Source organism: Streptomyces sp. HNM0575 (assembly GCF_012726265.1).
Taxonomy (GTDB): Bacteria; Actinomycetota; Actinomycetes; order Streptomycetales; family Streptomycetaceae; genus Streptomyces.
Genome location: NZ_JAASAG010000014.1, coordinates 48,245 through 74,269, shown reverse-complemented (window position 1 = coordinate 74,269; position 26,025 = coordinate 48,245). Strand labels below are relative to the sequence as shown.

Below are 26,025 nucleotides of genomic sequence, written 5' to 3'. Positions count from 1 at the left end.
CGCCGGTTCAGCAGGACCGGCCCGGACCAGTGACAGCAGCGAGCCGGACCAGTGACAGCAGCGAGAGGGGCACCCACCGCATGACCGATCAGCCCGACCGGCCCGGCCAGTCCGACCAGCCCGGGCGGCCTGCCCGCACGGCCCGCATCACCATCGACCCCGGCTTCACCCTCGGCACCGTCGACCCCCGCCTGTACGGGACGTTCGTCGAGCACATGGGCCGCTGCGTCTACACGGGCATCTACGAGCCGGGCCACGACACCGCGGACGAGCACGGCTTCCGCGGCGACGTCTCCGGCCTCGTACGGGAGTTGGGCACGCCCCTCGTCCGCTACCCCGGCGGCAACTTCGTCTCCGGCTACCACTGGGAGGACGGCGTCGGACCCGCCGCCGACCGGCCCCGCCGCCTCGATCTCGCCTGGCGCAGCATCGAGTCGAACCAGGTCGGCACCGACGAGTTCCTCGGCTGGGCCCGCCGCCAGGGCGTCGAGCCGATGATGGCCGTCAACCTCGGCACCCGCGGCATCGACGCCGCCCGCGCCCTCGTCGAGTACTGCAACATCCCCGGCGGCACCGCCTGGTCGGACATGCGCGTCAAGAACGGCACCCGCGACCCGCACGGCGTGAAGCTCTGGTGCCTGGGCAACGAGATGGACGGGCCCTGGCAGACCGGCCACAAGACGGCGACGGAGTACGGGCGCCTCGCGGCCACCGCCGGCAAGGCCATGCACCAGGTCGACCCGTCCATCGAGCTTGTCGTGTGCGGCAGTTCGAACGCGGGGATGCCGACCTTCGGCGAATGGGAACGGCAGGTCCTGCACGAGACGTACGACGAGGTCGACTACCTGTCCCTGCACGCCTACTACGAGGAGACCGGCGGCGACCGTGCCAGCTTCCTCGCGAGCGGCGCCCAGATGGACGCCTACATCTCGGACATCGTCTCCACGGCCGACCACGTACGGGCCGTGCGCCGCTCGCGGAAGCGGATGCTGCTCTCCTTCGACGAGTGGAACGTCTGGTACCAGTCGCGTTTCCCCGGCGAGCGCGCACTGCCGCTGGAGGAGCGGCCGCGGCTGATCGAGGACACGTACAGCGTCACGGACGCCGCCGTCGTCGGCTCCCTGCTGATCACGCTGCTGCGCCACGCGGACCGCGTCGCCGTCGCCTGCCTCGCACAGCTCGTCAACGTCATCGGCCCGATCCGCAGCGAACCGGACGGCCCCAGCTGGCGGCAGACCACCTTCCACCCCTTCGCGCTCACGGCCCGGCACGCGCGCGGCACGGTTCTCCGTACGGACGTCTCGGGGCCGGTGATCGAGACGGAGAAGTACGGTCCGGTGCCCGCCCTCGACACGGTCGGCACGCTGGATCCGGAGACCGGCCTGCTCACGGTCCTCGCCGTCAACCGCGACCAGGAGCAGGGGCTCGGGCTTCGGGCGGCGCTCCGCGGACTCGGAAAGCGCTACCGGGTCGTGGAGCACCTGCTGATCGCCGACGACGACCCGGACGCGGCGAACACGCAGACCGAACCGGAACGAGTCGTCCCGCGCCCCGTCACCGCGACGTCCGTCAACGCCGAACACGAACTGGAGGCGGTCCTCCCGCCGGTCTCGTGGAACGTGATCCGGCTGGCGCCGGAAGCCTGACCGGTTCGCGCCGCCCCGGCACACGGCGGGCGCGGGCCCGGCACCGGCTCCCGCGCCCTCCACGCGGCACCCGCCGACCCCGCCGCCCGGCGGGCACGGGCCCCAACGCGCCCTCCCCGCTCCGCGGGAAAGCCCGCAGGGCCACACGGCTCGGCGCACGCGCCATGGCGAGACGCCCGACGACGAAGACCGGCCGCCCGACGGGCACGGGCCCAACGCGGGGCGCTGCCCACCCCGCTCCGCGGGAAAGCCCGCAGGGCCGCGCGGCTCGGCGCGGGCGCCGCACGCGCCACGGCGAGACGCCCAACGACGAAGACCGGCCGAGCCTCCGCCGCCCGAGCCCATTGCGCGGCAAGCGGCCCCAGCAGGCCACCTCGGGTCGGCACATCGACCGCGCGGGACCGGCCCGCCACCGGCTACCGCGCCCTCCACGCGGCACCCGCCGACCCGGCCGCCCGCCGGGCACGGGCCCCAACGCGGGGCGCTGCCCACCGTCTTCGGCCCGCACCCGCGCGCCGGAGGCGCAGCCGGCATCGCGCCGGAGGCGCAGCCGAACTGCGGCCCGGTCGCGCGGCCCCGGCGCCGAGCCCGACGTCAGCCGAAGAGTCCCGGCAGGGTCCCCTCGTGTGCCTCGCGCAGTTCCCGCAGGGAGATGCCGAACTGGCCCTGGATCTCGATGTCCTCGCCGTCCACGACGCCGATCCTGGCCGCCGGGAGGCCCCGCGCGCCGCACATGTCGTTGAAGCGGACCTCCTCGCTCCGGGGGACCGCGACCAGCGCGCGGCCCTGCGACTCCGAGAAGAGGAAGACGAACGGCGACAGCCCGTCCGGCACGACCACCCGCGCTCCCCTGCCGCCCTTGAGGCAGGACTCCGCGAGGGCCTGGATCAGGCCGCCGTCGCTCAGGTCGTGGGCGGCGTCGATCATCCCGTCGCGTGAGGCCGCGATCAGGATGTCCCCGAGCAGGCGTTCCCGTTCCAGGTCGACTGCCGGCGGCAGCCCGCCCAGGTGCCCGTGTGCGACCTGCGACCAGGCCGAGCCGCCCAGCTCCTCGCGCGTATCGCCCAGCAGATAGAGCAGTTGCCCCTCTTCCGCGAAGGCGATCGGCGTGCGCCGGGCGACGTCGTCGATGACGCCGAGCACGCCCACGACCGGTGTGGGGTGGATCGCCGCGTCGCCGGTCTGGTTGTAGAGGGAGACGTTGCCGCCCGTGACCGGCGTGCCCAGTTCGCGGCAGGCGTCGGCGAGCCCCCGGCACGCCTCGGCGAACTGCCACATCGCCGAAGTGTCCTCGGGCGAGCCGAAGTTGAGGCAGTCGGTGACCGCGAGCGGACGCGCGCCGGTCGCCGCTACGTTGCGGTACGACTCGGCCAGCGCGAGCTGCGCGCCCGCGTACGGGTCGAGCTTGGCGTAGCGGCCGTTGCCGTCCGTGGCGACGGCGACGCCGAGTCCCGTCTCGTCGTCGACGCGGATCATCCCGCCGTCCTCGGGCTGTGCCAGCACCGTGTCGCCCAGCACGTAGCGGTCGTACTGATCGGTGATCCAGGACTTCGCCGCCTGGTTCGGCGAGGCGAGCAGCGCCAGCACGGCGGCGCGCAGCTCCTCTCCCGTGCCGGGACGCGGCAGCGCCGCGGCGTCGTCGGCCTGCAACTCGTCCTGCCAGGAGGGGCGTTCGTACGGACGCCGGTAGACCGGGCCCTCGTGCGCCACCGTCCGCGGCGGTACGTCGACGATCTGCTCGCCGTGCCAGTGGATCTCCAGGCGGTCGCCCTCGGTCACCTCGCCGATGACCGTGGCGATGACGTCCCACTTCTCGCAGATCTCCAGGAAGCGCTCCACCTTGCCGGGCTCGACGACGGCGCACATCCGCTCCTGCGACTCGCTCATCAGGATCTCCTCGGGAGAGAGCGAGGAGTCGCGCAGCGGCACGGTGTCCAGCTCGACGCGCATGCCGCCGCTGCCCGCGCTCGCCAGCTCGGACGTCGCACAGGACAGCCCGGCGCCGCCCAGGTCCTGGATGCCCGCGACCAGCCTCTCCTTGAAGATCTCCAGGGTGCACTCGATGAGCAGCTTCTCCTGGAACGGGTCGCCGACCTGGACCGCGGGCCGCTTGGCGGGGCCCTTCTCGGGGTCGGTCTCCTCGAACGTCTCGGACGCCAGCACCGATACGCCGCCGATGCCGTCGCCGCCCGTGCGGGCCCCGTAGAGGATGACCTTGTTGCCGGTGCCCGAGGCCTGCGCGAGATGGATGTCCTCGTGCTTCATCACGCCGACGCACAGGGCGTTGACCAGAGGGTTTCCCTGATAGCAGGCGTCGAAGACGGTCTCGCCGCCGATGTTGGGGAGGCCCAGGCAGTTGCCGTAGCCGCCGACGCCGGCGACGACTCCGGGCAGCACCCGCCTGGTGTCGGGGTGTTCGGCCGCGCCGAAGCGCAGCGGGTCCATCACGGCGACGGGCCGCGCGCCCATGGCGAGGATGTCGCGGACGATTCCGCCGATGCCGGTGGCCGCTCCCTGGTAGGGCTCGACATAGCTGGGGTGGTTGTGCGACTCGACCTTGAAGGTGACGGCGTAGTCCTGGCCGATGTCGACGACGCCGGCGTTCTCGCCGATGCCGACGAGCAGCGCGTCGCTCTCGGGGGCCTTCTCCCCGAACTGCTTCAGATGCACCTTGCTGGACTTGTACGAGCAGTGCTCCGACCACATCACCGAGTACATGGCCAGCTCGGCGCCCGTGGGGCGGCGGCCGAGGATCTCGCGGATGCGCTCGTACTCGTCCTGTTTGAGGCCGAGTTCGGCCCACGGCTGCTCGGCGTCGGGGGTGCCCGCCGCGTGCTCGACGGTGTCGAGGGCCGTACGCGGCGCGGACGCCGTGCGCGCTTCGGCCGCCGTGCGCGGCTCGGACCGCGAGGACCGTGCGGACTGCGTTGACGGAGTCATGCGGTGACCAGCCTCTTGAGTACCGAGGTGAAGAAGCCCAGCCCGTCGGTCGTCGGCCCGGTGAGGGTCTCGACGGCGTGCTCGGGGTGCGGCATGAGGCCGACCACGTTCCCGGCCTCGTTGGAGATGCCGGCGATGTCGCGCCGGGAGCCGTTGGGGTTGCCGCCCGCGTACCGGAAGACGACGCGGCCCGCGTCCTCCAGCTCGTCGAGGGTGCGCTCGTCCGCGACGTAGCCGCCCTCGCCGTTCTTCAGCGGGACGGTGATCTCCTGCCCGGCCTCGTAGTCGCCCGTCCAGGCGGTGTCGGCGCGCTCCACGCGCAGCCGCTGGTCACGGCAGACGAAGTGCAGGTGGTCGTTGCGGGTCAGGGCGCCGGGCAGCAGATGGGACTCGCACAGCACCTGGAAGCCGTTGCAGATGCCGAGCACGGGCATGCCCGCGCGCGCCTGCTCCAGCAGCGGCTCCATGACGGGCGAGAAGCGGGCGATGGCGCCGCAGCGCAGATAGTCGCCGTAGGAGAAGCCGCCCGGCAGCACGACCGCGTCGACCTGGTGCAGGTCCCTGTCGCGGTGCCACAGCTCCACGGGCTCGCCGCCCGCGAGCCGCACGGCACGGCGCGCATCGCGCTCGTCGAGCGACCCGGGGAAGGTGACGACCCCGATACGTCCGATACCGCCGGTCACGCGGCGGCTCCCGCTCCGCGCTCCGCGGACTCCTCGACGCGCACGGTGAAGTTCTCGATCACGGTGTTCGCGAGGAACTTCTCCGCGAGTTCGTGAATACGGGCCAGCGCCCCGTCGGTGACGGGCTCCGCCACCTCCAACTCGAAGCGCTTGCCCTGGCGTACGCCCTCGATGCCCTCGAAGCCGAGACGGGGCAGTGCGCGCTGCACCGCCTGTCCCTGCGGATCGAGGATCTCCGGCTTCAGCATGACGTCGACTACGACGCGAGCCACAGGTACTCCCGGTGATGGTGGTGAAGCTGAGCGACAGTGCGTGCTGCCAGCGAAGCAACGCGTTCGCCACCCTACCGGCCCCGGAAATCTACGCGCGTGGATATCGGTGCCCGCACACCGCACACGCTTTCCTCCGGGCTCCTCCGCCACGTAGTCGCCCCGCACCTCTGGGAAAAATGCCGTGAAAAAAGTATGGTCCCGATTGCGGTCTGACACGCGAGCCGAAATACTCTCGCTTCACATTGCAAAGCCCTCCGCTGTACAAAAGAAAAAGCCCCAGCCCCAATCCCGTGGATCACCCGGGTCTCCCTCATGGTCTTCCCATGTCAGCACGGAGAATCCAGTGATCCAATTCGCGATCCTGATGGAAGGTCCGATATCCGTGGCACAACGTGTAGTGGTCACCCTCTCCGACGACCTCGAGGGCGGAGAGGCAGCGGAAACGGTCTCCTTCGGGCTCGACGGGAAGTCGTACGAGGTCGACCTCAACATCGAGAACGCGAAGAAGCTGCGCGAGGATCTGGCCCGCTTCGTCGAAGCAGGCCGGAAGCGCGCCAAGTCGGGCAAGGCCTACCACCGCACCTCGGTCGCCCCCGACCCCCGCGCGGTGCGTGCCTGGGCCGAGTCCAACGGCTTCGAGGTGCCCGCACGCGGGCGCATCCCGAAGAAGGTCTACGACGCGTTCAACGCCTCCCGTTGACCCCCGCGCCCGGCCCGAGCGGCACGGCTGCCGCCCCTGGGGGGCGTCCGTACCGCGGGCCGGGCGGCCCGACTTGCCACGCACCCCGGTTGATCCGCTAGAGTCGGGCCCGTCGCCGCGAGGGAAACCTCACGGAACGCGCGGGTGTAGCTCAGTAGTAGAGCGCCCCCTTTCCAAGGGGGAGGCGCAGTGTGCGATTCCTGTCACCCGCTCTCGTCACCGCCGGACCGGCATCGGAAACGATCAGGTACAGTGGGGGCGCGTCATTCGGTGATGAGCCGGATGAAAGCACGCGGACGTAGCTCAGTTGGTAGAGCGCAACCTTGCCAAGGTTGAGGTCGCGAGTTCGAGCCTCGTCGTCCGCTCCAGAGATTCACAGCAGAAGAGACAGCCGAGCCTCGGTCCCCGGACCGGGGCTCGTTCTTTTTCCGCACCGGACCGCATCGCTCCGGTCGGGCCGCTTCACCTCTTGTCCGCCTTTCACCCCCGGCGCCCTTCTCCCTTCCTCCCGCTCTCCCGTCATCGGCGTCATTCACCGCCTCCCCCCGCGGGCCCCGGGTGTGCAAGCCTCCTTGCCTGCGTATGAGGTTCGTCATACGCACTCGTGACAGCACGCATCGGGCAACCGCCGGGACACACGGAAGACTGAGGACATGGATGCGATCGAGGTCGAGGGACTCAAACGGCGATACACGAAGGGCTTCGAAGCCGTGCGCGGCGTCTCGTTCTCCGTACGGGAGGGCGAGATCTTCGCGCTGCTGGGTACGAACGGAGCGGGCAAGACCTCCACTGTCGAGCTGCTGGAGGGCCTGGCACGCCCCAGCGGCGGCGAGGTGAAGGTCCTCGGCTTCGACCCGTTCTCGGAACGCAGCGCCGTGCGGCCCCGCACCGGCGTGATGCTCCAGGAGGGCGGCTTCCCGTCCGAGTTGACGGTCACGGAGACCATAAGAATGTGGGCGGGCTGCACCAGCGACGCGCGCCCCATCGGCGAGGTCCTGGCACAGGTCGGGCTCTCCGACCGGCGCGCGGGCGTACGCGTGAAGCAGCTCTCCGGCGGCGAACGGCGGCGCCTGGACCTGGCGATGGCCCTCGTCGGCCATCCCGAGGTGCTCTTCCTCGACGAGCCGACGACCGGCATGGACCCCGAAGGGCGCCGGGACACCTGGGAGTTGGTGCGTGAGCTGCGCAGGGCGGGTACGACCGTGTTGCTGACCACGCACTACCTGGAGGAGGCCGAGGAGCTGGCCGACCGGCTGGCCATCATGCGCGCGGGGCGCATCGTCACCGCCGGCACTCCCGAACAGGTCGTCGCCGAGCGCCCGTCCAGCATCCGCTTCACGCTCCCGGACGGTCTCGCACCGCAGCACCTTCCGCAGTCGCTGCCGGCGGCCGCCCTGCGCGAGGGGGGCCGCGTGGAGATCCGTACGCCGCATCTGCAGGAGGCGCTCACCGATCTGCTGCTGTGGGCACGGGAGTCCGGCGTCGAGCTGCCGGGGCTGCACGCCCGCACCGCGACCCTCGAAGAGGTCTTCCTGGAGATAGCGCAACGGCCGGAGGAGGAGGACGGCGACGCCGGCGACGGCCGCGGGCCTGGCGGCACCGCCCGGGATACGGACGGGACGGCTCCCGGCGAGATGGAGGTGGAGCGGGTATGAGCACCACGGGCACCACGGGCACCAAGGGCACGGCCGAAGCCGGGGCCGGCGGCGGGGCCGCGGGCGGCGCGGGCGTCAAGGCGCCCCGCGGGCTGGACACTTCGGCGGCGAGCAGGCGCCTGCGCGCGCTGGGACGCGCCGAGCTGACGCTGCTGATGCGGAACAAGGCGATGCTCTTCGTCGCGCTCGCCACCCCCGTACTGCTGACCGTCCTGATGCGCCAGACGATCAGCGGCATGAACCTCAAGGGCACCGGGCTGTCGGTCGGGACGGTGCTCATCCCGGGCTCGATCGGCTACGTGCTGGTCTTCGCCGTCTACGCCAACCTCACCGGCATCTATGTCACCCGGCGCGAGGAGCTGGTGCTCAAGCGGCTGCGCACCGGTGAGGCGAGCGACGGCGAGATCCTGGCGGGCGGCGCGCTGCCGTCGCTGATCGTGGCGCTCGGACAGTGCGTGCTGCTGCTCGTCGGCGGTGCGGCCGTGCTCGACCTCGCTCCGCCCGAGCGGCCCGAACTCGTCGTCGCGGGCGTGCTGCTGGGCCTGGTGCTGATGGTGCTGCTGGCGGCGCTGTCCGCCGCGCTCACGCGCACCACGGAGGCGTCGCAGATCACCACGTTCCCGTTCATGGCTGTCTCCTTCGTGGGGTCCGGCGTCGTGGTGCCGCTGGACGTGATGCCGGACGCGCTCGCCGACGTGTGCTCACTGCTGCCCGTGTCGCCCGCGATGGAGCTCGTACGGAACGGCTGGGTGGGCACCCTGAGCGGAGCGGAAGCCGTCAAGGCGCTGGTGGTCCTGGCGGTGTGGATCGTCCTCGCCGCGCTGGGCGTACGGCGCTGGTTCCGCTGGGAGCCGCGGCGGTAGACGGCTGATGAGGAGCACGGGCACGTGATCGGCGGGTGGGTGGCCCCGAAGTACCGCCGCTGGCAGGAGCGCAGCAGCCACGAGCAGGTCGAGGCGTCGACGAGGTGGATGCTCGTCGCCTACGCCTGGGTGATGCTCGCCGGCTTCCTCGTGCAGCTCGTGCCCAACGTGGCGCCGGGACCGCTGCCCGCCGCCCTGGCATGGACGGTCCTCGGGCTGGGCCTGGTGCAGTGCCTGTCGTGTACGGGCGTACTGCACCAGGCCCTCGACAGCTATCTGGGCACCCGCGTCGTCACCGGCGCACAGCTCGCGCTCCCGGCATCGACGGTCGTGGCGATGACCGCGCTGACGGTGGCGCTGGTCGCGCTGGACGCGGTCGAGGGCGGCGTGACCGTGGGGCTGGCGCTGTACGGGACGCTCGCGCCGTTCGCGGTGACCTTCGGTGTGGCGGTGCCGCGGCGCACGGCGGCGCTCGCGCTGTGCGGCTATCTCGCCGCCGTGCCGTGTGCGCTCGCCGCGGCGGGCATGCCGGGGTCGCGGGTGCTGGTGGCGGGGGTCGTGGCGGGCCTCGGCGGGCTCGTCTCCGTGTTCACCGGGCGCTCCTCCGCCTGGTACATCGCCGTGATCAGGGAGCTTCAGGAGGCCCGCGGCGCACAGGCGCGGCTTGCGGTCGCCGAGGAGCGGCTGCGCTTCAGCCGCGACCTGCACGACGTGATGGGACGCAATCTCTCGGCGATCGCGCTGAAGAGCGAACTCGCGGCACAGCTGGTGCGGCGCGGTGCCTCGGCGGAGGCGTCGGCCGAGCAGATGACGCAGGTGCAGCACATCGCGCGGGAGTCGCAGTCGGAGGTGCGGGCGGTGGTGCGCGGCTACCGCGACGTGGACCTTCCCACCGAACTCGCGGGCGCGCGCGGCATCCTGCGCGCCGCGGGCGTCGACTGCCGTACGGACAACGGAGGTTCGCGGCTGCCGGCACGGGTGCAGGCCGCGCTCGGCTGGGTCGTGCGGGAGGGCGCGACGAACGTGCTGCGGCACGCGGACGCCACGTGGTGCACGGTGTGGGTGGGCACGGACTCCGCGGGCGGCAGTGCGCTGCTGGTCATGGAGAACGACGGTGTGCGTGGAGCCGCGGGCGGCGGTGCACGCGGCGCTTCGGGTTGGGGCTCGGGCTCAGGTTGGGGCTCGGCAGCGGGGCCGGGTGCCGGGGCCGGGGTGGGTTCCGGTTCCGGCGCCGGGGCGGGTTCCGGTTCCGGCGGCGCCGTGGGTTCCGGGCCGGGCTCCGGTTCCGGGCTCGCGGGACTGCGGGAACGGCTCGACGGGGTCGGCGGCACGCTGCGCGCCGAACCGGGCGGCGGGAGCGGTACGTTCCGGCTGACGGCGGAGGTCCCGCTGGGCACGGGCGACGGCACCGGCACCGGCACCGGCTCCGGCGCCACCGGTGGTACGGACGGGAAGGACACGGCGGAGTGAGCAGCGCGCACAGCGATCCGGCCCCCGGCGGCGAGCGGGCATCGGCCGGCGGCACGGGCGGTGGTGCGAGTGGCGGCACGGGTGGCGGCACGGGCCGCGGCATCCGCGTACTGCTCGCCGACGACGAGCATCTGATCCGGGGCGCCCTGGCCGCGCTGCTCGCGCTGGAGGAGGACCTGACGGTCGTCGCGGAGGCCGCGTCCGGACCGGAGGCGGTGGCGATGGCCCGTGCGCACGCACCCGACGTGGCCGTGCTCGACCTTCAGATGCCGGGCGCCGACGGCGTGCAGGTCGCGACGGAGCTGCGCGACGAACTGCCCGCCTGCCGGACGATGATCGTGACCAGTCACGCGCGTCCCGGGCATCTCAAGCGTGCGCTCGCCGCGGGCGTCCGCGGCTTCGTGCCCAAGACGGCGTCGGCGCAGCAGCTCGCGGAGATCATCCGTGCCGTGCACGCCGGAACCCGTTATGTGGACCCGGAGTTGGCGGCCGACGCGATCAGTACGGGCGACTCGCCGCTCACCGCACGCGAGGCCGAGCTGCTGAACCTGGCGGCGAACGGTGCGCCCGTGGCGGAGATCGCGGAGCGCGTCTCGCTCACCCCCGGGACCGTGCGCAACTACCTCTCGGCGGCGACCGCGAAGCTCGGTGCGGAGAACAGGCACGCGGCCGCGCGCATGGCCCGGGAACGCGGCTGGCTCTGACCCGCGGCCGGTCCCTGAACCGTCGGGCGCCCCGCGAACCGGCCGGCCCCGCGAACCAACGCACAGCACGGACGGCCCGCGAACCGCACGGCGCCGACCCCGCGAGACCCCGCGAACGGCCCGTACAACGCCGACAGCCGCTCACAACGGTCGAATTGGGACCATCCAGCGGCTGCGCCACCAAGCCGGAAAAGCGTTGCGAGGCGGATATCTGTCCCTATCCGATACCCGGCCCTTGTGCCAATTCCCAAAGATTGAGGTTTACTTGAGCATGGCGACCGGGAACCTGGAAAACAGGCACTGGCCGGTAGCGAATAGGTCCAGGCCATCCCCGCGCGTGGCATAAAGCTGCCGCATCGCGCTGCAACAAACTGTCACGGATTCCTCTTCTGCCGCGCATCACGTGCTGGCATCTTCATCCCTGCGGAAGCGAACCCGGGCATTAACGGGGAGGCAAGCGTGCGCTCGACCCGCTTCGCTGAAGTTTACGGTGACGACCGAAAGCTCACCGACGGGGGATACGGGCCCGGTGACCGACCCGAGCTTCCTGGCTTCGACCACTTTCGCGAGCAACAGCCAGTCATGTCTCAAAAGCTCGGAGGAATCACATGCTGGAAGAGAAGCTGAATCTGAAAATTCAGGACCAGCTGCACGAAGAGCACGCCGGCGAGATCGCCGAGGAGGCGGCTCCCGTCCTCGCCACCCCCGCTCTCGCGGGCGCCTTCGTCGGCGGCGCGGCCGTGGTGACCGGCGCCTACGCCGCCGGCAAGGCCGTCGGCTGACCACCGGCACCAGACGCGGCCGGTCAACTCGGTCCGGCCGTCGACCACTTGCCCTCCCGCGGACGGCGACGTCCCGGGCGGCCGACAGAACAGGAGTGCGCACATGACCGATGTGACCTCGCACATCAACGAGACGGCGGAGCTGTCCTCCGTCGGGATCGACGACGCCGAGGGTGTCATCTTCACCGACTACACCCCGGTGATGGGCACCCCCGGCGCCTTCCTCGGCGGCGTCGCCATCGCCTCCGCGACGGTTGCCGCCTTCGAGCAGGGCAACAGCTGAGCAGGCAACTGAACCGCTGATCACACGGCCACGTGGTACCCCCTTCTGCGCGGCCGGGTGACTTCGGGGCTCCGCCCGGTCGGCCGGTCCTGACACCGGCCGACCGGGTAACACCATCACCGATGAAGGTTTCTTTCAAGTCGGCCCGGACCAACTGCCTGGTATTTCCTCACTCTTTCCCGGTTCTCCGCACTCGTCTTCGCGACCGGTGCGACCAATGATTTCCGCACCACGCCAGCACTCCTGCCATTCACCGCGATTCAGACCGCCACCCCCTTCGGGTACGGGCACGAGGAGTCCGATGTGAAATCCCTCGCCAAAAAGCTGACCTCGACATTTCTGGGGCCGGTACCGATCTCCCGCAGCCGTGCGCTCGCCATTTCGGAGCGGCTGACGGCGATGACGTCCCTCACATCGAGTCTCGAATACATCACCCACCAGCGGCAGATACGCCGTGGAGGCCTCAACGACTGGACGATCGCGCGGAAGATGCACGCGTCGTCGACGCGGCCGACCAGGCGAATTCTCGACGCCGTCGGCAATCAGCGGACCACGCAGGCCCTGCACATCGCGCGAATCGCGGCGAGCGCCGCGCTGCTGGCCCCCGGAAACGCCCGCTGGCGGGGCGCCGCCAACATCTTCCTCGGGGTGAGCAACGCCGCCCTCTACCCGCGCCACCGCTACGGAACGGACGGCTCCGACCAGGTCTCCTCGTTCGTGCAGACGGCGGCCGGGCTGGCCCGCATGTCACGTCAACCCGCGGTGCAGGACGCCCTGTTGTGGTACGTGGCGCTCCAGGCCAACCTCTCCTACCTGGTCTCCGGCTGGGTGAAGCTGCTGGGCGAGCCCTGGCGTGACGGCTCCGCGCTCAACGGCATCATGCGCACCCGTACGTACGGGCACGAGGGCATGTACAGGCTGACCAACCGCCACCCGGTGCCCGCCCGTTACCTGGCGCACGGGGTGCTCGCCCTGGAGTGCCTCTTCCCGGTGGCGTACGCAAGGGGCGGTGCGCTCGCACGTCCGGTCATGGCGAGCGCCGCGGCCTTCCACGTGGCCAACGGCTACTTCATGGGCCTCGGCCGGTTCGTCACCGCCTTCGAGGCGATGCACCCGATGGTCGCGTACACCAGCGCGCCCAAGGACCACCCGGCGGTCGCCGGACGCGACGACCGGATGCTGAAGGCCACGGCCTCAATGGCCGCCATCGGTGCGACCATTGCGGGTTTCCTGGCCGCGATGCGCCGGATGCGGGCCACCGACCCGTGGCCGCACGGGAAGGTGCTCACCTCCCGGCACGGCAACGAACTCCACTACAACGAGCGGGTGTCCGAGGACGAGACGTCGCCGGTGCTGGTCTTCGGCACCGGCATGATCTCCACGACGGAGCACTTCGGCTGGATCACCGACAAGCTCGTCGAGGAGAGCGACTACGGGATCATCAGCTACAGCCGGGCCGGTTACGGCCCGAGCAGGCGCCGCAGCGGCGGCGCGTACTCCCTCCAGGAGTCGGTCGACGATCTGGTCGACCTGGTCGGCGGAGCGGTGGCCGACGGCCGTGAGGTGTATCTGGCCGGCCACTCGCTGGGCGGGGAGATCGCGCGGCGCGCCGCCGCCGAACTCGGCGACCGCGTAAAGGGCGTGATCTACCTCGACAGCTCCCACCCGGACGAGCTGACCCGCTCCAAGCAGCAGCAGGAGGCGGCGGACCGGCTCAAGGACGGGCTCAACATGTTCACGCGCAGCCTGCGTGCGGGGCTCGGGGCCACGCTCGTACGTCCCAAGTGGGTGCAGGACCTGCCCGCGGAGGTGCGCAGCCGGGCCTTCGCGCAGTACGCGGACAGCAGGATGTGGCGGGCCGGGATGCGCGAATGGGACGCCACGGAGGCCGACTTCCGCTGCTTCCGCGGGGACCTGCCCGCGATCGGCGGGCATGCGCTGGTGCTGTCCGCGCAGCGCACCGTCGACCGCGATCCCGAACAGCTGCTGATGCACAACGAGTTGGGCGCGGCGCACAGGGGCGAGGGGCGCGTCGTGCACAACTCAGTGATCGAAGGGGCCGACCACGACACGATGCTCACCGACGCCCGCCTGGGCGGGGAGGTGGGGCGCCGGATCCTGGACTTCCTCCGCGAGGCGGAGGGACGGCAGGGCGGCGAGGTCAGCCGCACCGACGGGAACCAGTCCGAGGAGGCACGATGAAGAGCACCCCGAGCGCAGCGAGGGGGAGCATCCCCAGGGCTCTCTCCCGCGCCTTCACCGGGCCGGGCGGTCTCACCCGGGCCGCAGGGGCCGCCCTGCTGCTGGGCACGCTCTCGGCGCAGCATCCGAATCCGCTGTTCAACAGGGCGCAGAAGATGGACATCTTCTCGGCGCTCTTCCCCAACTGGCGCTTCTTCGCGCCCACTCCGGCGCAACACGACTACCACATCCTCTACCGGACGCTGAACGACGAAGGGGAGACGTCCTCTTGGCGGATGGTGCAGGTCATCGTCGGCCGCAGGAAGGCGCAGATGCTCTGGTTCCCGGGCCGCAGGCCCGAGAAGGCCGTCTTCGACATCGTCACCGAGCTGACCACCCAGCTCGACAAGGGCTTCGGCGGGATGAAGAAGCTGCCCTCCTACCGGATGCTCTGCGCGTATCTGCGCCACCGCATCCGCGAGGACGGCGCGGCGGAGGGCGTGAAGGGCTTCCAGTTCACGCTCGTACGGGCCACCGGCTACGAGGAGACCGACCCGGAGATCGTCTTCGTCTCCCCGTACACCCCGATGGCCGGGCCCGGCGAGGCGGGCGGCCACGGGACCGGCGTCCCCGGCTCCGCACGGCCCTCCTACGACTCGCACATACGCGACGACTCACGCGGGGAGGTCCCCGCACGACCGGCCTGATCCAGGCACGCACCACACGTCCGCCTCCGCTGCCGCGGCGGCGGGTGAATCACCGACCGGAACCCGGAAGGGGTCGATGCACATGTCCACCGGCTCGATCGTCATCTCCGTCATCGCCATCGTGATCGTCGCCGCGATCGCGCTGAACGTCTCGAAGAACAGCAAGAAGAAGTAACGGCACGGCAGGCAAGGAAGCACAGCGGAAGGCCCGCACAACGAGACCGAGAGGGGGCCGTGATGAGTTCTGTGGACGACATAGGCTACGGGCGGCAGTTCGGAGACTTCTACGACCGGATCTTTCCGAGCGGCGCCTACACCGAGCCGACCGTACGCAAGCTCGCCGACCTGCACCCCAGCCCCGGTGAACGCGCCCTTGAACTCGGCGTGGGCACCGGCCGGGTGGCGATACCCCTGGCCCGGCGGGCCTTCCCCGTCACCGGCGTCGACTCCTCGCCCGAGATGCTCCAGCAGCTGCGGACGAAGGCGAAGGAGGCCGACGCCGACGTGGAGGCGGTGCACGGCGACATCCGCAAGTACACCGACGACGCGCGGTACGGACTCGTCTACTGCGTCTGCGCGACCTTCTCCATGCTCCTCGACCCCGACGACCAGCGGGCCGCGATGCGGTGCGCCGCGGACCGGCTCGCGCCCGGCGGCACGCTGGTCGTGGAGACCTCCAACCCGGGCGGGCTGCGCGCCCTGCACGAGGGGCAGCAGCGCACCTCGTACTTCATCCCCTATCCGGAGCCGAACACCGGGCTGCTGACGTACTCCACGGTCTTCGAGGAGAAGCGCCTGTGGCACGCGTCGCACATCTGGTTCGAGGACGGCAGGTCCTCCGTCGGATCCGAACTGGCGCGGCTCACCACGCCGGAGGAGGTGGACGAGTACGCGGCCGCCGCCGGGCTGAAGCCGGCCGACCGCTGGGCGGACTGGCAGGAGACGCCCTGGGCGGAGGACTCCCCCATGTTCGTCAGCACCTACACGGCGAGGTGACACCGGCATGAGCAGCACCCTGGAGGCGAAGGACACGCAGGACGCGGCGAGTTCGGGCGAGGGGCGCGAATCCGGCACGGGCCGCGGTCCCGGCTCCGGTGCGGGATCCGGCTCCGGTGCGGGATCCGGCTCCGGCGCGGGATCCGGCTCCGGCACGGGGTCCGGTTCCGGTTCCGGTCCGGCTCCGGACCCGGGCTCCGGTTCCCGGACGCTCCGCGCCGACGAACCGCTGGAGGCGCACCTCGGCCCGGCCCACGCACGCAGACGGGGTGGCGGAAACGGTCCGGCAGCCGTCTGGTACCTGGCGCGGCGCCACCGGGGGCTGCTTCTCGCGGGCATCGTCATCGGCCTCGTCGGCGTGACGGCGCAGCTCGCCCAGCCGTACGCGATCGGAGAGTTGATCAAGCAGGCCGGTGCGCACAAGCCGCTGACGGCGGCGGTCCTCGTCCTCGTGGCGCTGTTCTGCGTCGACGGCGGCTTCTCGGCGCTCCAGTCGTATCTGATCGGACGCGCGGGCGAGAACGTCGTGTACGACGTGCGGATGCTGCTCACCAAGCGGCTGCTGCGCGTCGATCTGGCCGCGTACGGCAAGCAGCAGCAGGGCGACGTGCTGACGCGTACGGTCGCCGACACCTCACTCGCGAAGATCGCGCTGTCGCAGAGCCTGGCGCAGCTGGTGATCAACGGATTCACGGTGGTCGGCGGCGTCGTCGTGATGTTCCTGATCGACGTGTGGATGATGCTCATCACGCTGGCCTGCCTCGGCATCGCCAGCGGCGTCTCGCTGGTGCTGGCGCGCAGCGTCCGCAAGGCCGCCGTCGTCAACCGCGAGGACACCAGCGCATACGGCTCGGACGTGCAGCGGGCGCTGTCCGCGCTGCCCACGGTGAAGGCCTCCCGCGCTGAGGACCGCGAGACGCACCGGATCGGCCTGCTGGCCTGGCGGGCCCGTAACTCCGGGGTGCGGGTCAACGGCCTCAACGCGCTGTTCATGCCTGCCATGAACGTCGGTACGCAGGCGGCGCTCGCCGTCGTCGTCGGCGTCGGCATGACCCGGGTCACCCGCGGGACGATGTCGATGGCGGACCTCACCGCCTTCGTGATGTATCTCTTCTACATGGTCTCCCCGCTGGTGCTCTTCTTCCTGGCCATCGGCCAGTTCCAGCAGGGACGGGCCGCGATCCGCAGGGTCGACGAACTCACCACCCTCCCGCAGGAGGGCGGCGTGCTCGACAGGATGCGGCACCGGCCGAAGCCGCCGCCCGCCAAGTCCTCGCTCTCGGCGGACCAGTACGCCGTCGAGTTCCGCGGGGTGCACTTCACGTACGGCGGCAAGGACGCGGGCGGTGGGGGCGCGGCCGGCGCGAACGGCGAACAGGCCGCGGAGCGGGCGGCGACGCTCTCCGACATCACCTTCTCCGTCGCCTCCCGCGGAATGACCGCGGTGGTCGGCCCGTCCGGCGCGGGCAAGACCACGCTCTTCCAGCTGATCGAACGCTTCCACGCGCTGGACTCCGGAAGCATCGCCGTCGGCGGCAAGGACATCGAGACGATGCCGCTGGCCACGCTCCGCGGGCTCGTCGGCTACGTACAGCAGGACACCGCGGCGATGCGCGGCACCGTGCGCGAGAACGTCGTCTACGCCCAGCCCGAGGCCCGCGAGCAGGACATCCGCGAGGTCATCGAACTGGCGGGTCTCACCAAGGTCGTCGAGGAGCTGCCCGCGGGCCTCGACACCGAACTGGGCGACCAGGGAAGCGGCTTGTCCGGCGGGCAGCGGCAGCGGCTGTGCATCGCACGCGCCCTGCTCCAGAAGCCGGCGGTGCTCCTGCTCGACGAGGCGACGTCGCATCTCGACTCCGACTCCGAGCGGGAGTTCCGCGAAACCCTGCGCAAGGTCTCGGCCCGCTGCGCGGTGATCGCGATCGCGCACCGCATCTCGACCGTCGTCGACGCCGACACCATCGTGGTGATGAACGAGGGCCGTGTGCAGGCCAGCGGCAAGCACGAGGAACTGGTGAAGCGGGACCCGCTCTACTACCGGCTCGCCAACTCCCAGCTACAGGCGGCCACTTCGGCGGCCTCCTGGCCCACGGACCCGTCCGGCGCGGCGGGCGCGGCGGGTGCGGCGGGCGCGGCGGGTGCGGCGGGGCAGAACGGCGACGGTGCGTCCACGCCCGCGTCCACGCGGGACGGCACGCCCGTCGGCGGGCCCCGGTGACGTACACCGTCGACGCGGCGGTCGTCGGCAGCGGCCCGAACGGCCTCGCGGCGGCGGTGACTCTGGCCCGCGCGGGTCTGCGGGTCGAGATGCACGAGGCCGCCGGGTCCGTGGGCGGCGGCCTGCGCTGCGAGGCGTACTTCGACGGCGACATCCGGCACGACGTGTGCTCGGCCGTCCATCCGATGGCCGCCGCGTCGCGATTCTTCCGGGAGTTCGACCTCGCGGCGCGCGGGGTCGAACTGATCGGCCCCGACATCGGTTACGCGCATCCGCTCGACGACGGGCGCGCGGGCCTCGCCTTCCCCGGTCTCGACGCCACGTGCGACGGCCTCGGCGCCGACGGGCCGCGCTGGCGGCAGCTGATGGAACCGCTGCTCGAACACTCCACCGGGCTGGTCGACTTCTTCATGGACGGCCAGCGCTCCCTGCCCGGCGACCCCGTCGCGCCGCTGCTGCTGGCGGCACGGCTGCTGCCCCGCCGGCTGATCCGGGGCTTCCGCGGCGATGTCGCGCCGGCGCTGCTCACCGGGGTCGCCGCGCACGCCGTGGGCAAGCTGCCGTCCCTCGCCTCGGACGCGGTGGCGATGCTGCTGGGCCAGCTCGCGCACGGCGCGGGCTGGCCGCTGCCGCGCGGCGGCAGCGAACGCATCGCGCACGCCATGGCCGACGACGTACGCGCACACGGCGGCACCCTCCACACCGGCTCCCTCATCACCTCCCTGCACGAGCTGGACCACGCCCGCGCCGTCCTCCTCGACACCGGGCCCGACCAGCTGCTCCGCCTCGCCGGGGACCGCCTCCCGGCGCGCTACGCACGGCAGTTGAGGCGCTTCCGCTACGGGCCGGGCGCCGCGAAGGCCGACTTCCTGGTCTCCGGTCCGATCCCGTGGACCAACCCGGAGGTGGGGCGCGCCGGCACCGTCCACCTCGGCGGAAGCCACACCGCGATCGCCCGCCAGGAAGGGCTGACGGTACGGGGCACACCCACCGGCGAGCCGTTCGTACTGCTCGTCGACCCGGCGGCCACCGACCCCGGGCGCGCACGCGAGGGCAGGCGTCCCGTGTGGGCGTACGCGCACGTGCCGAACGGCGATCCGCGCGACCCGGTCGACCTGGTGCGCTCACGCGTCGAGAAGTACGCGCCGGGCTTCTCCGACACCGTCCTCGCGGCGCGCGGCGTGCCCGCCGGCGACCTGGAGACGTACAACCCCAACTACAGGGGCGGCGACATCGGTGCCGGTGCGATGACGCTGTACCAGTCGGTCGCCCGGCCCGTCCCACGCCTCGACCCGTGGCGCACCCCGCTGCCCGGGGTCTTCCTGTGCTCGGCGTCGACGCCGCCCGGGCCGGGCGTGCACGGAATGTGCGGCCACCTCGCGGCGCTCTCCGCGCTGCGTCACCGCTTCGGCATCCGCGAGGCGCCGTCACTTGGGCCGGAGCCGGCGCCGCCGTCCGCGTCGCCCACGTCGGCGCCGGGAGGCCCCGCGGATCCGGCGGACCGGGAGGGCCCGGCGGGCCGGGGCTGAGACGGCACGGACGCCCGAAGACCGGGCACCGTTCCCGGCTCTCGGCCCTCGCGGCGGGCCGCGGCCTCACATCCGCCGCGCCCCGGATCCAGCGACTGCCCCGGATCCCGCGACTGCCGCAATTCCGGCCGCAGTTGCGGCATCGGTTCGGCCCCGCTTCCCGCCGCGCTCTCAGATCCAGCCGCGCTCGCGGGCGAGCAGCGCCGCCTGCGGCCGGTTGCCGGCGCCGAGCAGCTGCATCAGGTCCGCGACGTATCGCCGATAGGTGCGTACGGAGACTCCCAGGTCGCGCGCCCCCGCCTCGTCCTTGCCCCCTGAGCACATGGCCCGCAGCACCATCCGCTCCAGTTCGGAGGGCGCGCTCTCCTCGGGCCGCCACTCGCCGAGCAGCGTGCCCAGGTCCTCCGACTCGGCCCAGATCGACTCGAACAGGGCGAGGATGTTGGAGACCAGGCCCGTCTCCTGCGCGAACAGCGCGCCCCGCGCGTCCTCTTCGGGATCGACGGGCACGACCGCGGTGCGGCGGTCGTACATCTGGATACGGGCCGTGGTGTGGGTGACCAGCCGTACGCGCGCCCCGTGCGACTCCAGCTCCCGCAGATACGCAACGGTCGGCGGGTGGTCGAGGGCCTTGCGGACCATGACCGTCCGCACCGAGAGTCCTCTTCGCAGACAGCGCAGCACCCGCGGGCGTGCCTGGTCGATCTCGTCCTGCCGCAGCGCGACGCCCGGTTCCACGACCGCCACCTCCTCGCGGGCGAAGAACGCCAGGTCGTCGATGCGGTCGCGGATCTTCGGCACGTCCGTGACCTGCTCGATGCCGACGACCGCCGGCTCGCGCACCTCGCCGCGCTCCGCACGCAGCGACGCCACCAACGGCTGGAGCTGGGTGACCCGTTGGAGCTTCTCGTGCAGCTCGTGCAGCCGCAGATCGAGGAGCCTGGCGACCGCCACGTCCGGGTCCGCGGCGGCCAGGCCCTCGTCGTCCGCCGCGCTCCGACCGGGGGAGAAGCCCTCGTTCCGCAGCAGACCCAGCTCACGCAGCCGGCGAAGCTCTCGCCGCGCCGCGTTGGGGGGCAGCCGGAGCTGGTCGATGAGACCGTCGAGACCTATGCCGGGCTCCCTCAGACAGAGCCGGTAAATCTGTTCCTGTTCCTCGGTGAGACCGAGATACGACATCTCGTTCGTACCCAAGGCCGTTTCCCCCTGTCCGGTCGCCCGCCAGACCCCGTGCACATGGGCGGATGGTCAAAGCTTGGCAACCCACGTGCCTGAACAGGCTTCCGAGCATAGAAAAAACGAAGGCGTCCAACACCCCTCATTGAAGGACCATTTCGAAAGGGCCCTTCATATGGTGCGGGTCTGCCCCTCTATGGGCCGGTCCGGGCGGAGGAACCGACTCCGGGAAACTGTCCGCGTGTTCGGCAACTGGCGTGTTCGGCGACCGGACCGTGGCGTCACCAGTCGAGGCCCGTGAGCATTCGGTACGCCTGCACGTACTTCTCGCGGGTCCGTTCCACGATCCGGTCGGGCAGCGGCGGCGGTGGCTCCTGGCCCTGCCTGTCCCAGCCGGAGTCCGGACCGGAGAGCCAGTCGCGCACGAACTGCTTGTCGAACGACGGCTGCCGCCTGCCCGGCTCCCACTGCTCCGCGGGCCAGAAGCGGGACGAGTCGGGGGTGAGCACCTCGTCGCCGAGTACGAGCCCGACGTCCGACTCGGCGTGCACGCCGATCCCGTCCTCGCCTTCGGCCCCGCCGTGCCCGAACTCGAACTTGGTGTCGGCGAGGATGATGCCCCGGTCCAGGGCGACGTCACGGGCCCGCTGGTAGACGGCGAGCGTCAACTGGCGCAGCTGCGCGGCGGTTTCGGCACCGACCTCGCGTGCGACCTCCTCGTAGCTGACGTTCTCGTCGTGGTCGCCGACGGCCGCCTTCGTGGCGGGCGTGAAGATCGGGCCGGGCAACTCCGAGCCGTCGGTGAGCCCTTCGGGCAGCGCCAGGCCGCAGACCGTACGCGTCTGCTCGTACTCCGCGAGGCCCGAGCCCGTCAGATAGCCGCGCGCGACGCACTCCACCGGGATCATGCGCAGCGAACGGCACACCATGGTGCGCCCCTCCCAGTCTGCGGGCGCGCCCTCCGGAACGTCGGTGCCGAGGACGTGGTTGGGGACGAGGTCGGCCAGCTGCTCGAACCACCACAGGGACAGCTGCGTGAGGATCCTGCCCTTGTCGGGGATCTCGGTGGGCAGCACCCAGTCGTACGCGGAGATGCGGTCGCTGGCCACCATGACCAGGTCGCCCGCCTCGTTGCGGTACAGGTCGCGCACCTTGCCGGTGTGCAGGTGCAGCAGGCCCGGAACCTGTACGGGGTCGGGCTTCTCCACGAATCCGGACACGGGGTCCTCCGGGGTCGGTACGGGTCGGTGCAAGCCGGTGCGGGGCGGCACCGGACGGTGCGGCGGCACGCGAGCAGGCGCGCTTCAGCTCCCGATTGTCCCGTACGGCGGCTTCGCACACCTCCCGGGCCCGTGCGGGGACCGTGCCCGGTCGATGCCGGGACCGTGCCCGAGCCGGGCCGGACCGGTGCCGGACCGGTGCCGGCTCAGCTGCCCTTGCGGACCCGGTCGAGGAGGTTGGCCGTGGCCCGCTGGACGCGAGGGTCCACGTGGCCGGGGCGGTCGAGAGCGGGCGACCAGGCGAAGGTGCCGGAGCAGAAGACCAGCGCCCCCGACGGGGCCCGGTAGAGGGACGTCTCCTGGTGGCGGCGGACGCCGCGCGCGTCCCGGTACGGGGAGTGCGCGAGCAGCACACGCTCGGAGTGGGCCGGCAGGCTCGTACGCGGGTGGTAGCAGTCGGCCTCGCCGGCGACCAGGCCGGGCAGTCCGTCGCCCTCGCGCATGCCGGTGGACTCCCACAGCCAGTGGTCGCTGTTCCGCACGACCAGCGGGTGCGGCTCGGGCACCTGCCCGGCGTACTGGATGCCCAGCACGCGCTGCTCGGGCTCGCCCTGGGCTCGCCACTGCACGGAGCGACCGGGGCCGCGGCGCTTCCGGCAGGTCAGCAGCCGGTCGGGGGCGCCGCCGGGCAACGGGTCCAACTGCACCTGCCAGTACATGGTGTTGGCGGAGAGGAAGACCAGCGAGGTGCCCTTGTCGCGCGCCCGCTCCACGGCACGGCGCATGGGCACCGTCCAGTACTCGTCGTGCCCCGGGAAGACGACGCCGCGGCAGCCGGACGGGTCGACTCGGCCGGAGTGCAGATCGCGGGCGTCGGCGTAGGCGATGTCGTATCCGTGGCGCTCGGCCCAGCGGATGAAGTCGTAGGCGTGGCCCACGTGCAGGGGCAGTCCGGCGCCGGCGAAGGGGCGGTCGAAGGAGACGGTGTCGGCCGCGTCCGCCTCGCCCAGCAGGCGCCCGTCCTCGTCCCAGGCGTGGTAGAGGCTGGCGCCCGTGCGGCCGTCCTCCGGGAAGAGGTTGTACGCCTGCCACGTGATGTCCGGCAGCACGAGGAGCAGGTCGGCGGGCGCTCGGTCGCGGACGGTGAACGGGATGTGCGAACGGTGCCGCCCGTCCGCGGTGGTGAGGACCGCGACATATGCGCCGGTGGTCCAGTGCTCGGGGATCTGGAGGCGCCAGGAGAGCCACCAGTGATGGCAGGAGACGGTCTTGCCGGCGCTGAGCGGTGCCGGCTGTCTGATGCCCGACAGGCGCGGGCTCGTGGTGATCTTGCGTGCGCCGTCGCCCTGATAGTGGCCGATGCGGTAGATGTCGACGCCGAAGGACTGCGGCGGATCGACGGTGATGCGGAAGTCGATCGACTCGCCAGGTGCGGTGCCGCCGTCGCTTCCGGCGAAGCCCTTGATCTGGCAGTGCAGATCGTCGGCGGTACGGGGGCGGCCCACGCCCGGGCTGCGGTGGATCCGCTCGCCGGAGAGCACGTCGTCCAGGCCGGTGTGGTCCACGTACCACGGGATCATGCGTCCGTTGTCGAAGTACTGCTCCCCGAACCGGAGCCAGGGGAGCGGCCCCTGCCCGAACGGGTCGGTGACCGCGTGCGCCAGCGCTCCCGACTCCCAGCGCCGGATCTCGTTTCCCTTCCCCACCTGTGACCCGACCCCCACTCCTGTCGACACCCCCCGACGGGGTCACCCCATCACATTACGCGAGCAGTACGTCACCCCCCGCATCAGTGCCCCCGGCGGACGGACCCGGGGACGGCCCCGCGAAACCGCCATGAACGACCCCGCGAACCACCGCTAACGACCTTGAACGCCCCACGGACAAGGGGGCGTTGGCGCACGCCACGGGCCGGAGGCCGTACGCCGAGCGGGGGGCGTACGCGTCAGACGAGGCGGACCGGCTTGTCAGGCCTGACGCCGACGGCGGCCATCCAGTCCCGCAGCGCCCGACCGTCGCCGTCCTCGACGAGCTCCAGCACCGGGCCCGTCAGATCCGCCGTGCTCGCCCCGTCCAGCAGCAGCGCCGGACCGTCGAGCCAGTCCAGGCCCGGGGCGGCGCCCGCGCTGTCCACGGCCGCGCAGCAGATCACCGCCGTGATGTGCTCCGTCATCAACTCCCGCCCGCTGCGGGGCGCCTGGAGCGGAAGGCCCATGGGCGTCACCCCGGATCCGCCGGGTCCGTCGCCCGCCCCGGCTATGAGCGGCGCCACGAGCGGGTCCTCCCAGGACTGGCGGGCCTGCTCGCGCGCGGCGTCGGCCCCTATGCGCGCGGCCAGCTCCTCGGTGCGGCCCGCGCCGCCGTCCGCCAGCCACTTCATGATCCGGGCGGGGGTGGCACCGCCGTCCGCGGGGCCGCCGCCGGGACGGTCCAGCGCGTCGAGCTGGGTGAAGAGGCGGGCGGCGCGGGTGCGCCAGATGCGGTCGACGACCTCTTCCGGATACGCCTGCCAGTCCACGGGCGCCCAGTACGGGCCGGGCTCCGGCGGGCCGCCGTGGAAGAGCCGGGCGGCCAGCAGCGAAACGGCTTCGTCGACTGCGCCCGGCTCGTCCAGCAGATCGCAGGCGGGCCGCTCGCCGAGACGCGAGGTGAAGCCCTCCGCGAGCCGGTCGCGGTGGGAGAGCTCGGTCAGCGCGGAGACCACACCGGCGTCGAGCCGGACGGGCCAGCGGCCGATGCGCCAGGCGGGCAGCGCCACCCTCGTGAGCAGCCTGTCCCAGCCGGCGTAGGCGAGGCCGACCTGCTCCTGAGCCGCCGTGCGCAGCGCGAGATCCACACCCTGTGCACGGGAGGCCGCCGCCGCGGCGACGCCCCGCTCCATCTCGGCCGCGTGCGGCGCGCACGCGCGGAGCATCATGCGCGCACAGAGCCCCGCGAAGCGCAGCACGGCCCGGCGCACGGCGCCTCCGGACCGCACGGACCGTGCCTTGTCGGCGACCGCGACCGCCGCGTCCAGGCCCCGTACGAACCTGCGGGACGCCGCTATGTCCGGGTGCACGGACGGCCCGGTGCCCGCGACGACCGGAGCCAGCAGGGCGCGCAGCTCCGCCACCCTCATCCACCACAGGAACGGCGAGCCGATGACCAGCACCGGCGGAATCCGGCCGCGCGTGCGGTGCGAGCGGTCCTCAAGCCAGCTGTCGCAGTCCGGGGTGAGGGCAACCGCCGAGGGCACGGGGACCTCCAGCCGCTCGGCCAGGTCCCGCACCAGGTCGTACAGATCCGGGGCGGCGCTCTCCTCGACGGACACCGTGGGGGACACGGCCGGGCGCGACCAGGCGATCACCGCGGCGACACCCGCCGCCGTCGCCAGCACCAGCACCGCGAGACAGCTCAGCGCGAGCCGCACGCCCGCCCAGCCGGAGCCGCCGACACGGCCCGTCGTCTCCGCGGCGAAGACGATCACCGCGGCCGCGGCGGGCAGCAGCGCGAGCGCGAGCGCCGTGCCGCGGATGCGGAGCACGGAGAGAGCGTGCGAGCGCGCGGAGCGCGTACCTGCCTGGCGGCCCACCACCGACTGCTCACCCCCATCACGACGGACCCGGACTCCCGGGCGACGGGCCCGGAGTCCCGGGCTTCGATGGTCCCCACTGTGGCACCGCGCACCGACACCGCAATGTGCGAGGGGCCACTCGGGACACCGCCGGGCATACGGTCGTAACGCCCCATGCGGCTTGCGCGGCACCATAGTTGGGGCCCTCCCGACCGTCAGCCGCTCCGCTTTCCGGTCACTCGATGGAATGGCTTTGGGGAGAGCTCTTGCATCTGCGGGGCTGAGAGGAGTGCCCGGAGAATCCCGATCAGCCCCATTTGTCGCGAGAGGCAGAGACGACCGCGGGCAGCCGGTCAGCGGCCGCGGTCACGGGACCGCAGTCACGGGACCATGGGGCTGGGCCATGGGGCTGGGCCGTGATCAAGGGGCCGTGGGCAGGGCCGT

20 protein-coding genes and 2 tRNA genes are annotated in these 26,025 nt (G+C 71.9%); 15 read left to right on the top strand and 7 right to left on the bottom strand.

Translation table 11 applies throughout. The features are described from left to right. Positions 1-80: 80 nt before the first annotated feature. Positions 81-1,646 (top strand): alpha-N-arabinofuranosidase, encoded by a 1,566-nt coding sequence (locus HCC61_RS27530; RefSeq protein ID WP_169140053.1) that lies wholly within the window; start codon positions 81-83, stop codon positions 1,644-1,646. 594 nt (positions 1,647-2,240) lie between these two features. Here the strand turns inward: HCC61_RS27530 and purL are convergent. The 3 genes from purL to purS are packed head-to-tail and all read right to left on the bottom strand — an operon-like array spanning position 2,241 to position 5,541. After that, positions 2,241-4,586: a phosphoribosylformylglycinamidine synthase subunit PurL gene (gene purL, locus HCC61_RS27525; protein WP_169140051.1), complete on the bottom strand. Its 2,346-nt coding sequence runs from the start codon at positions 4,584-4,586 to the stop codon at positions 2,241-2,243. After that, entirely contained in the window at positions 4,583-5,269 is a 687-nt protein-coding gene (gene purQ, locus HCC61_RS27520) for a phosphoribosylformylglycinamidine synthase subunit PurQ (RefSeq protein WP_169140049.1), read from the bottom strand. Before purQ ends, purL begins: the two co-directional genes overlap by 4 nt. Then, positions 5,266-5,541: a phosphoribosylformylglycinamidine synthase subunit PurS gene (purS, locus tag HCC61_RS27515; protein ID WP_169140047.1), complete on the bottom strand. Its 276-nt coding sequence runs from the start codon at positions 5,539-5,541 to the stop codon at positions 5,266-5,268. The genes purQ and purS overlap by 4 nt, the downstream gene beginning before the upstream one ends. Before the next feature lie 382 nt (positions 5,542-5,923). On the opposite strand from purS, the gene HCC61_RS27510 reads away from it, so the two are divergent. The 14 genes from HCC61_RS27510 to HCC61_RS27445 all read left to right on the top strand — a co-directional run bounded on the left by HCC61_RS27510 (position 5,924) and on the right by HCC61_RS27445 (position 19,632). Continuing rightward, a complete protein-coding gene (locus HCC61_RS27510; protein WP_169140045.1) occupies positions 5,924-6,241 on the top strand; it encodes an Lsr2 family protein in 318 nt (105 codons plus the stop codon). 140 nt (positions 6,242-6,381) lie between these two features. After that, a tRNA-Gly gene (locus HCC61_RS27505) sits at positions 6,382-6,453 on the top strand. Positions 6,454-6,533: 80 nt separating this feature from the next. After that, positions 6,534-6,609: transfer RNA gene (locus HCC61_RS27500), tRNA-Gly, on the top strand. A gap of 285 nt (positions 6,610-6,894) precedes the next feature. After that, complete coding sequence (locus HCC61_RS27495; RefSeq protein WP_169140043.1) at positions 6,895-7,896, top strand: ABC transporter ATP-binding protein; 1,002 nt, start codon at positions 6,895-6,897, stop codon at positions 7,894-7,896. Continuing rightward, complete coding sequence (locus HCC61_RS27490) at positions 7,893-8,759, top strand: ABC transporter permease (protein ID WP_169140041.1); 867 nt, start codon at positions 7,893-7,895, stop codon at positions 8,757-8,759. Before HCC61_RS27495 ends, HCC61_RS27490 begins: the two co-directional genes overlap by 4 nt. Before the next feature lie 24 nt (positions 8,760-8,783). Continuing rightward, positions 8,784-10,229, top strand: a complete 1,446-nt coding sequence (locus HCC61_RS27485) for a histidine kinase (protein WP_346777416.1) — start codon at positions 8,784-8,786, stop codon at positions 10,227-10,229. 101 nt (positions 10,230-10,330) lie between these two features. After that, on the top strand, positions 10,331-10,933 hold the full coding sequence (locus tag HCC61_RS27480; RefSeq protein ID WP_169140150.1) for a response regulator transcription factor: 603 nt from the start codon (positions 10,331-10,333) through the stop codon (positions 10,931-10,933). A gap of 608 nt (positions 10,934-11,541) precedes the next feature. Further along, positions 11,542-11,715, top strand: coding sequence for a hypothetical protein (locus HCC61_RS27475; RefSeq protein ID WP_169140039.1), 174 nt, complete (start codon positions 11,542-11,544; stop codon positions 11,713-11,715). Between the two features lie 103 nt (positions 11,716-11,818). After that, complete coding sequence (locus HCC61_RS27470) at positions 11,819-11,998, top strand: hypothetical protein (RefSeq protein ID WP_169140037.1); 180 nt, start codon at positions 11,819-11,821, stop codon at positions 11,996-11,998. 303 nt (positions 11,999-12,301) lie between these two features. Further along, positions 12,302-14,200, top strand: coding sequence for an alpha/beta fold hydrolase (locus tag HCC61_RS27465; RefSeq protein ID WP_346777415.1), 1,899 nt, complete (start codon positions 12,302-12,304; stop codon positions 14,198-14,200). Then, the gene (locus HCC61_RS27460; RefSeq protein ID WP_206323093.1) at positions 14,197-14,886 is read left to right on the top strand and encodes a hypothetical protein; all 690 of its coding nucleotides are present in this window, start codon (positions 14,197-14,199) and stop codon (positions 14,884-14,886) included. The genes HCC61_RS27465 and HCC61_RS27460 overlap by 4 nt, the downstream gene beginning before the upstream one ends. A 237-nt stretch (positions 14,887-15,123) precedes the next feature. After that, positions 15,124-15,882, top strand: a complete 759-nt coding sequence (locus HCC61_RS27455) for a class I SAM-dependent methyltransferase (protein ID WP_169140035.1) — start codon at positions 15,124-15,126, stop codon at positions 15,880-15,882. Positions 15,883-15,889: 7 nt separating this feature from the next. Then, a complete protein-coding gene (locus tag HCC61_RS27450) occupies positions 15,890-18,103 on the top strand; it encodes an ABC transporter ATP-binding protein (RefSeq protein ID WP_240969336.1) in 2,214 nt (737 codons plus the stop codon). Then, positions 18,100-19,632 carry an NAD(P)/FAD-dependent oxidoreductase gene (locus tag HCC61_RS27445; protein WP_169140033.1) on the top strand — a complete coding sequence of 511 codons (1,533 nt, stop codon included), beginning with the start codon at positions 18,100-18,102 and terminating at the stop codon, positions 19,630-19,632. Before HCC61_RS27450 ends, HCC61_RS27445 begins: the two co-directional genes overlap by 4 nt. 171 nt (positions 19,633-19,803) lie before the next feature. Here the strand turns inward: HCC61_RS27445 and HCC61_RS27440 are convergent, their stop codons facing one another. The 4 genes from HCC61_RS27440 to HCC61_RS27425 all read right to left on the bottom strand — a co-directional run bounded on the left by HCC61_RS27440 (position 19,804) and on the right by HCC61_RS27425 (position 25,551). Further along, positions 19,804-20,826: a response regulator transcription factor gene (locus tag HCC61_RS27440; RefSeq protein ID WP_206323092.1), complete on the bottom strand. Its 1,023-nt coding sequence runs from the start codon at positions 20,824-20,826 to the stop codon at positions 19,804-19,806. Between the two features lie 263 nt (positions 20,827-21,089). Further along, positions 21,090-22,028, bottom strand: coding sequence for a phosphoribosylaminoimidazolesuccinocarboxamide synthase (locus HCC61_RS27435; protein WP_169140031.1), 939 nt, complete (start codon positions 22,026-22,028; stop codon positions 21,090-21,092). 206 nt (positions 22,029-22,234) lie between these two features. Then, on the bottom strand, positions 22,235-23,734 hold the full coding sequence (locus tag HCC61_RS27430; RefSeq protein WP_169140028.1) for a N,N-dimethylformamidase beta subunit family domain-containing protein: 1,500 nt from the start codon (positions 23,732-23,734) through the stop codon (positions 22,235-22,237). A gap of 239 nt (positions 23,735-23,973) precedes the next feature. Further along, positions 23,974-25,551, bottom strand: a complete 1,578-nt coding sequence (locus tag HCC61_RS27425) for a hypothetical protein (RefSeq protein ID WP_346777414.1) — start codon at positions 25,549-25,551, stop codon at positions 23,974-23,976. Positions 25,552-26,025: the final 474 nt, after the last annotated feature.

Bases quoted from the DNA above. Each gene is read 5' to 3' on its own strand.
- HCC61_RS27450 (WP_240969336.1), top strand. From the start codon at position 15,890: ATGAGCAGCACCCTGGAGGCGAAGGACACGCAGGACGCGGCGAGTTCG.
- HCC61_RS27530 (WP_169140053.1), top strand. From the start codon at position 81: ATGACCGATCAGCCCGACCGGCCCGGCCAGTCCGACCAGCCCGGGCGG.
- HCC61_RS27495 (WP_169140043.1), top strand. From the start codon at position 6,895: ATGGATGCGATCGAGGTCGAGGGACTCAAACGGCGATACACGAAGGGC.
- HCC61_RS27475 (WP_169140039.1), top strand. From the start codon at position 11,542: ATGCTGGAAGAGAAGCTGAATCTGAAAATTCAGGACCAGCTGCACGAA.
- HCC61_RS27460 (WP_206323093.1), top strand. From the start codon at position 14,197: ATGAAGAGCACCCCGAGCGCAGCGAGGGGGAGCATCCCCAGGGCTCTC.
- HCC61_RS27455 (WP_169140035.1), top strand. From the start codon at position 15,124: ATGAGTTCTGTGGACGACATAGGCTACGGGCGGCAGTTCGGAGACTTC.
- purL (WP_169140051.1), bottom strand. From the start codon at position 4,586: ATGACTCCGTCAACGCAGTCCGCACGGTCCTCGCGGTCCGAGCCGCGC.
- HCC61_RS27470 (WP_169140037.1), top strand. From the start codon at position 11,819: ATGACCGATGTGACCTCGCACATCAACGAGACGGCGGAGCTGTCCTCC.
- HCC61_RS27490 (WP_169140041.1), top strand. From the start codon at position 7,893: ATGAGCACCACGGGCACCACGGGCACCAAGGGCACGGCCGAAGCCGGG.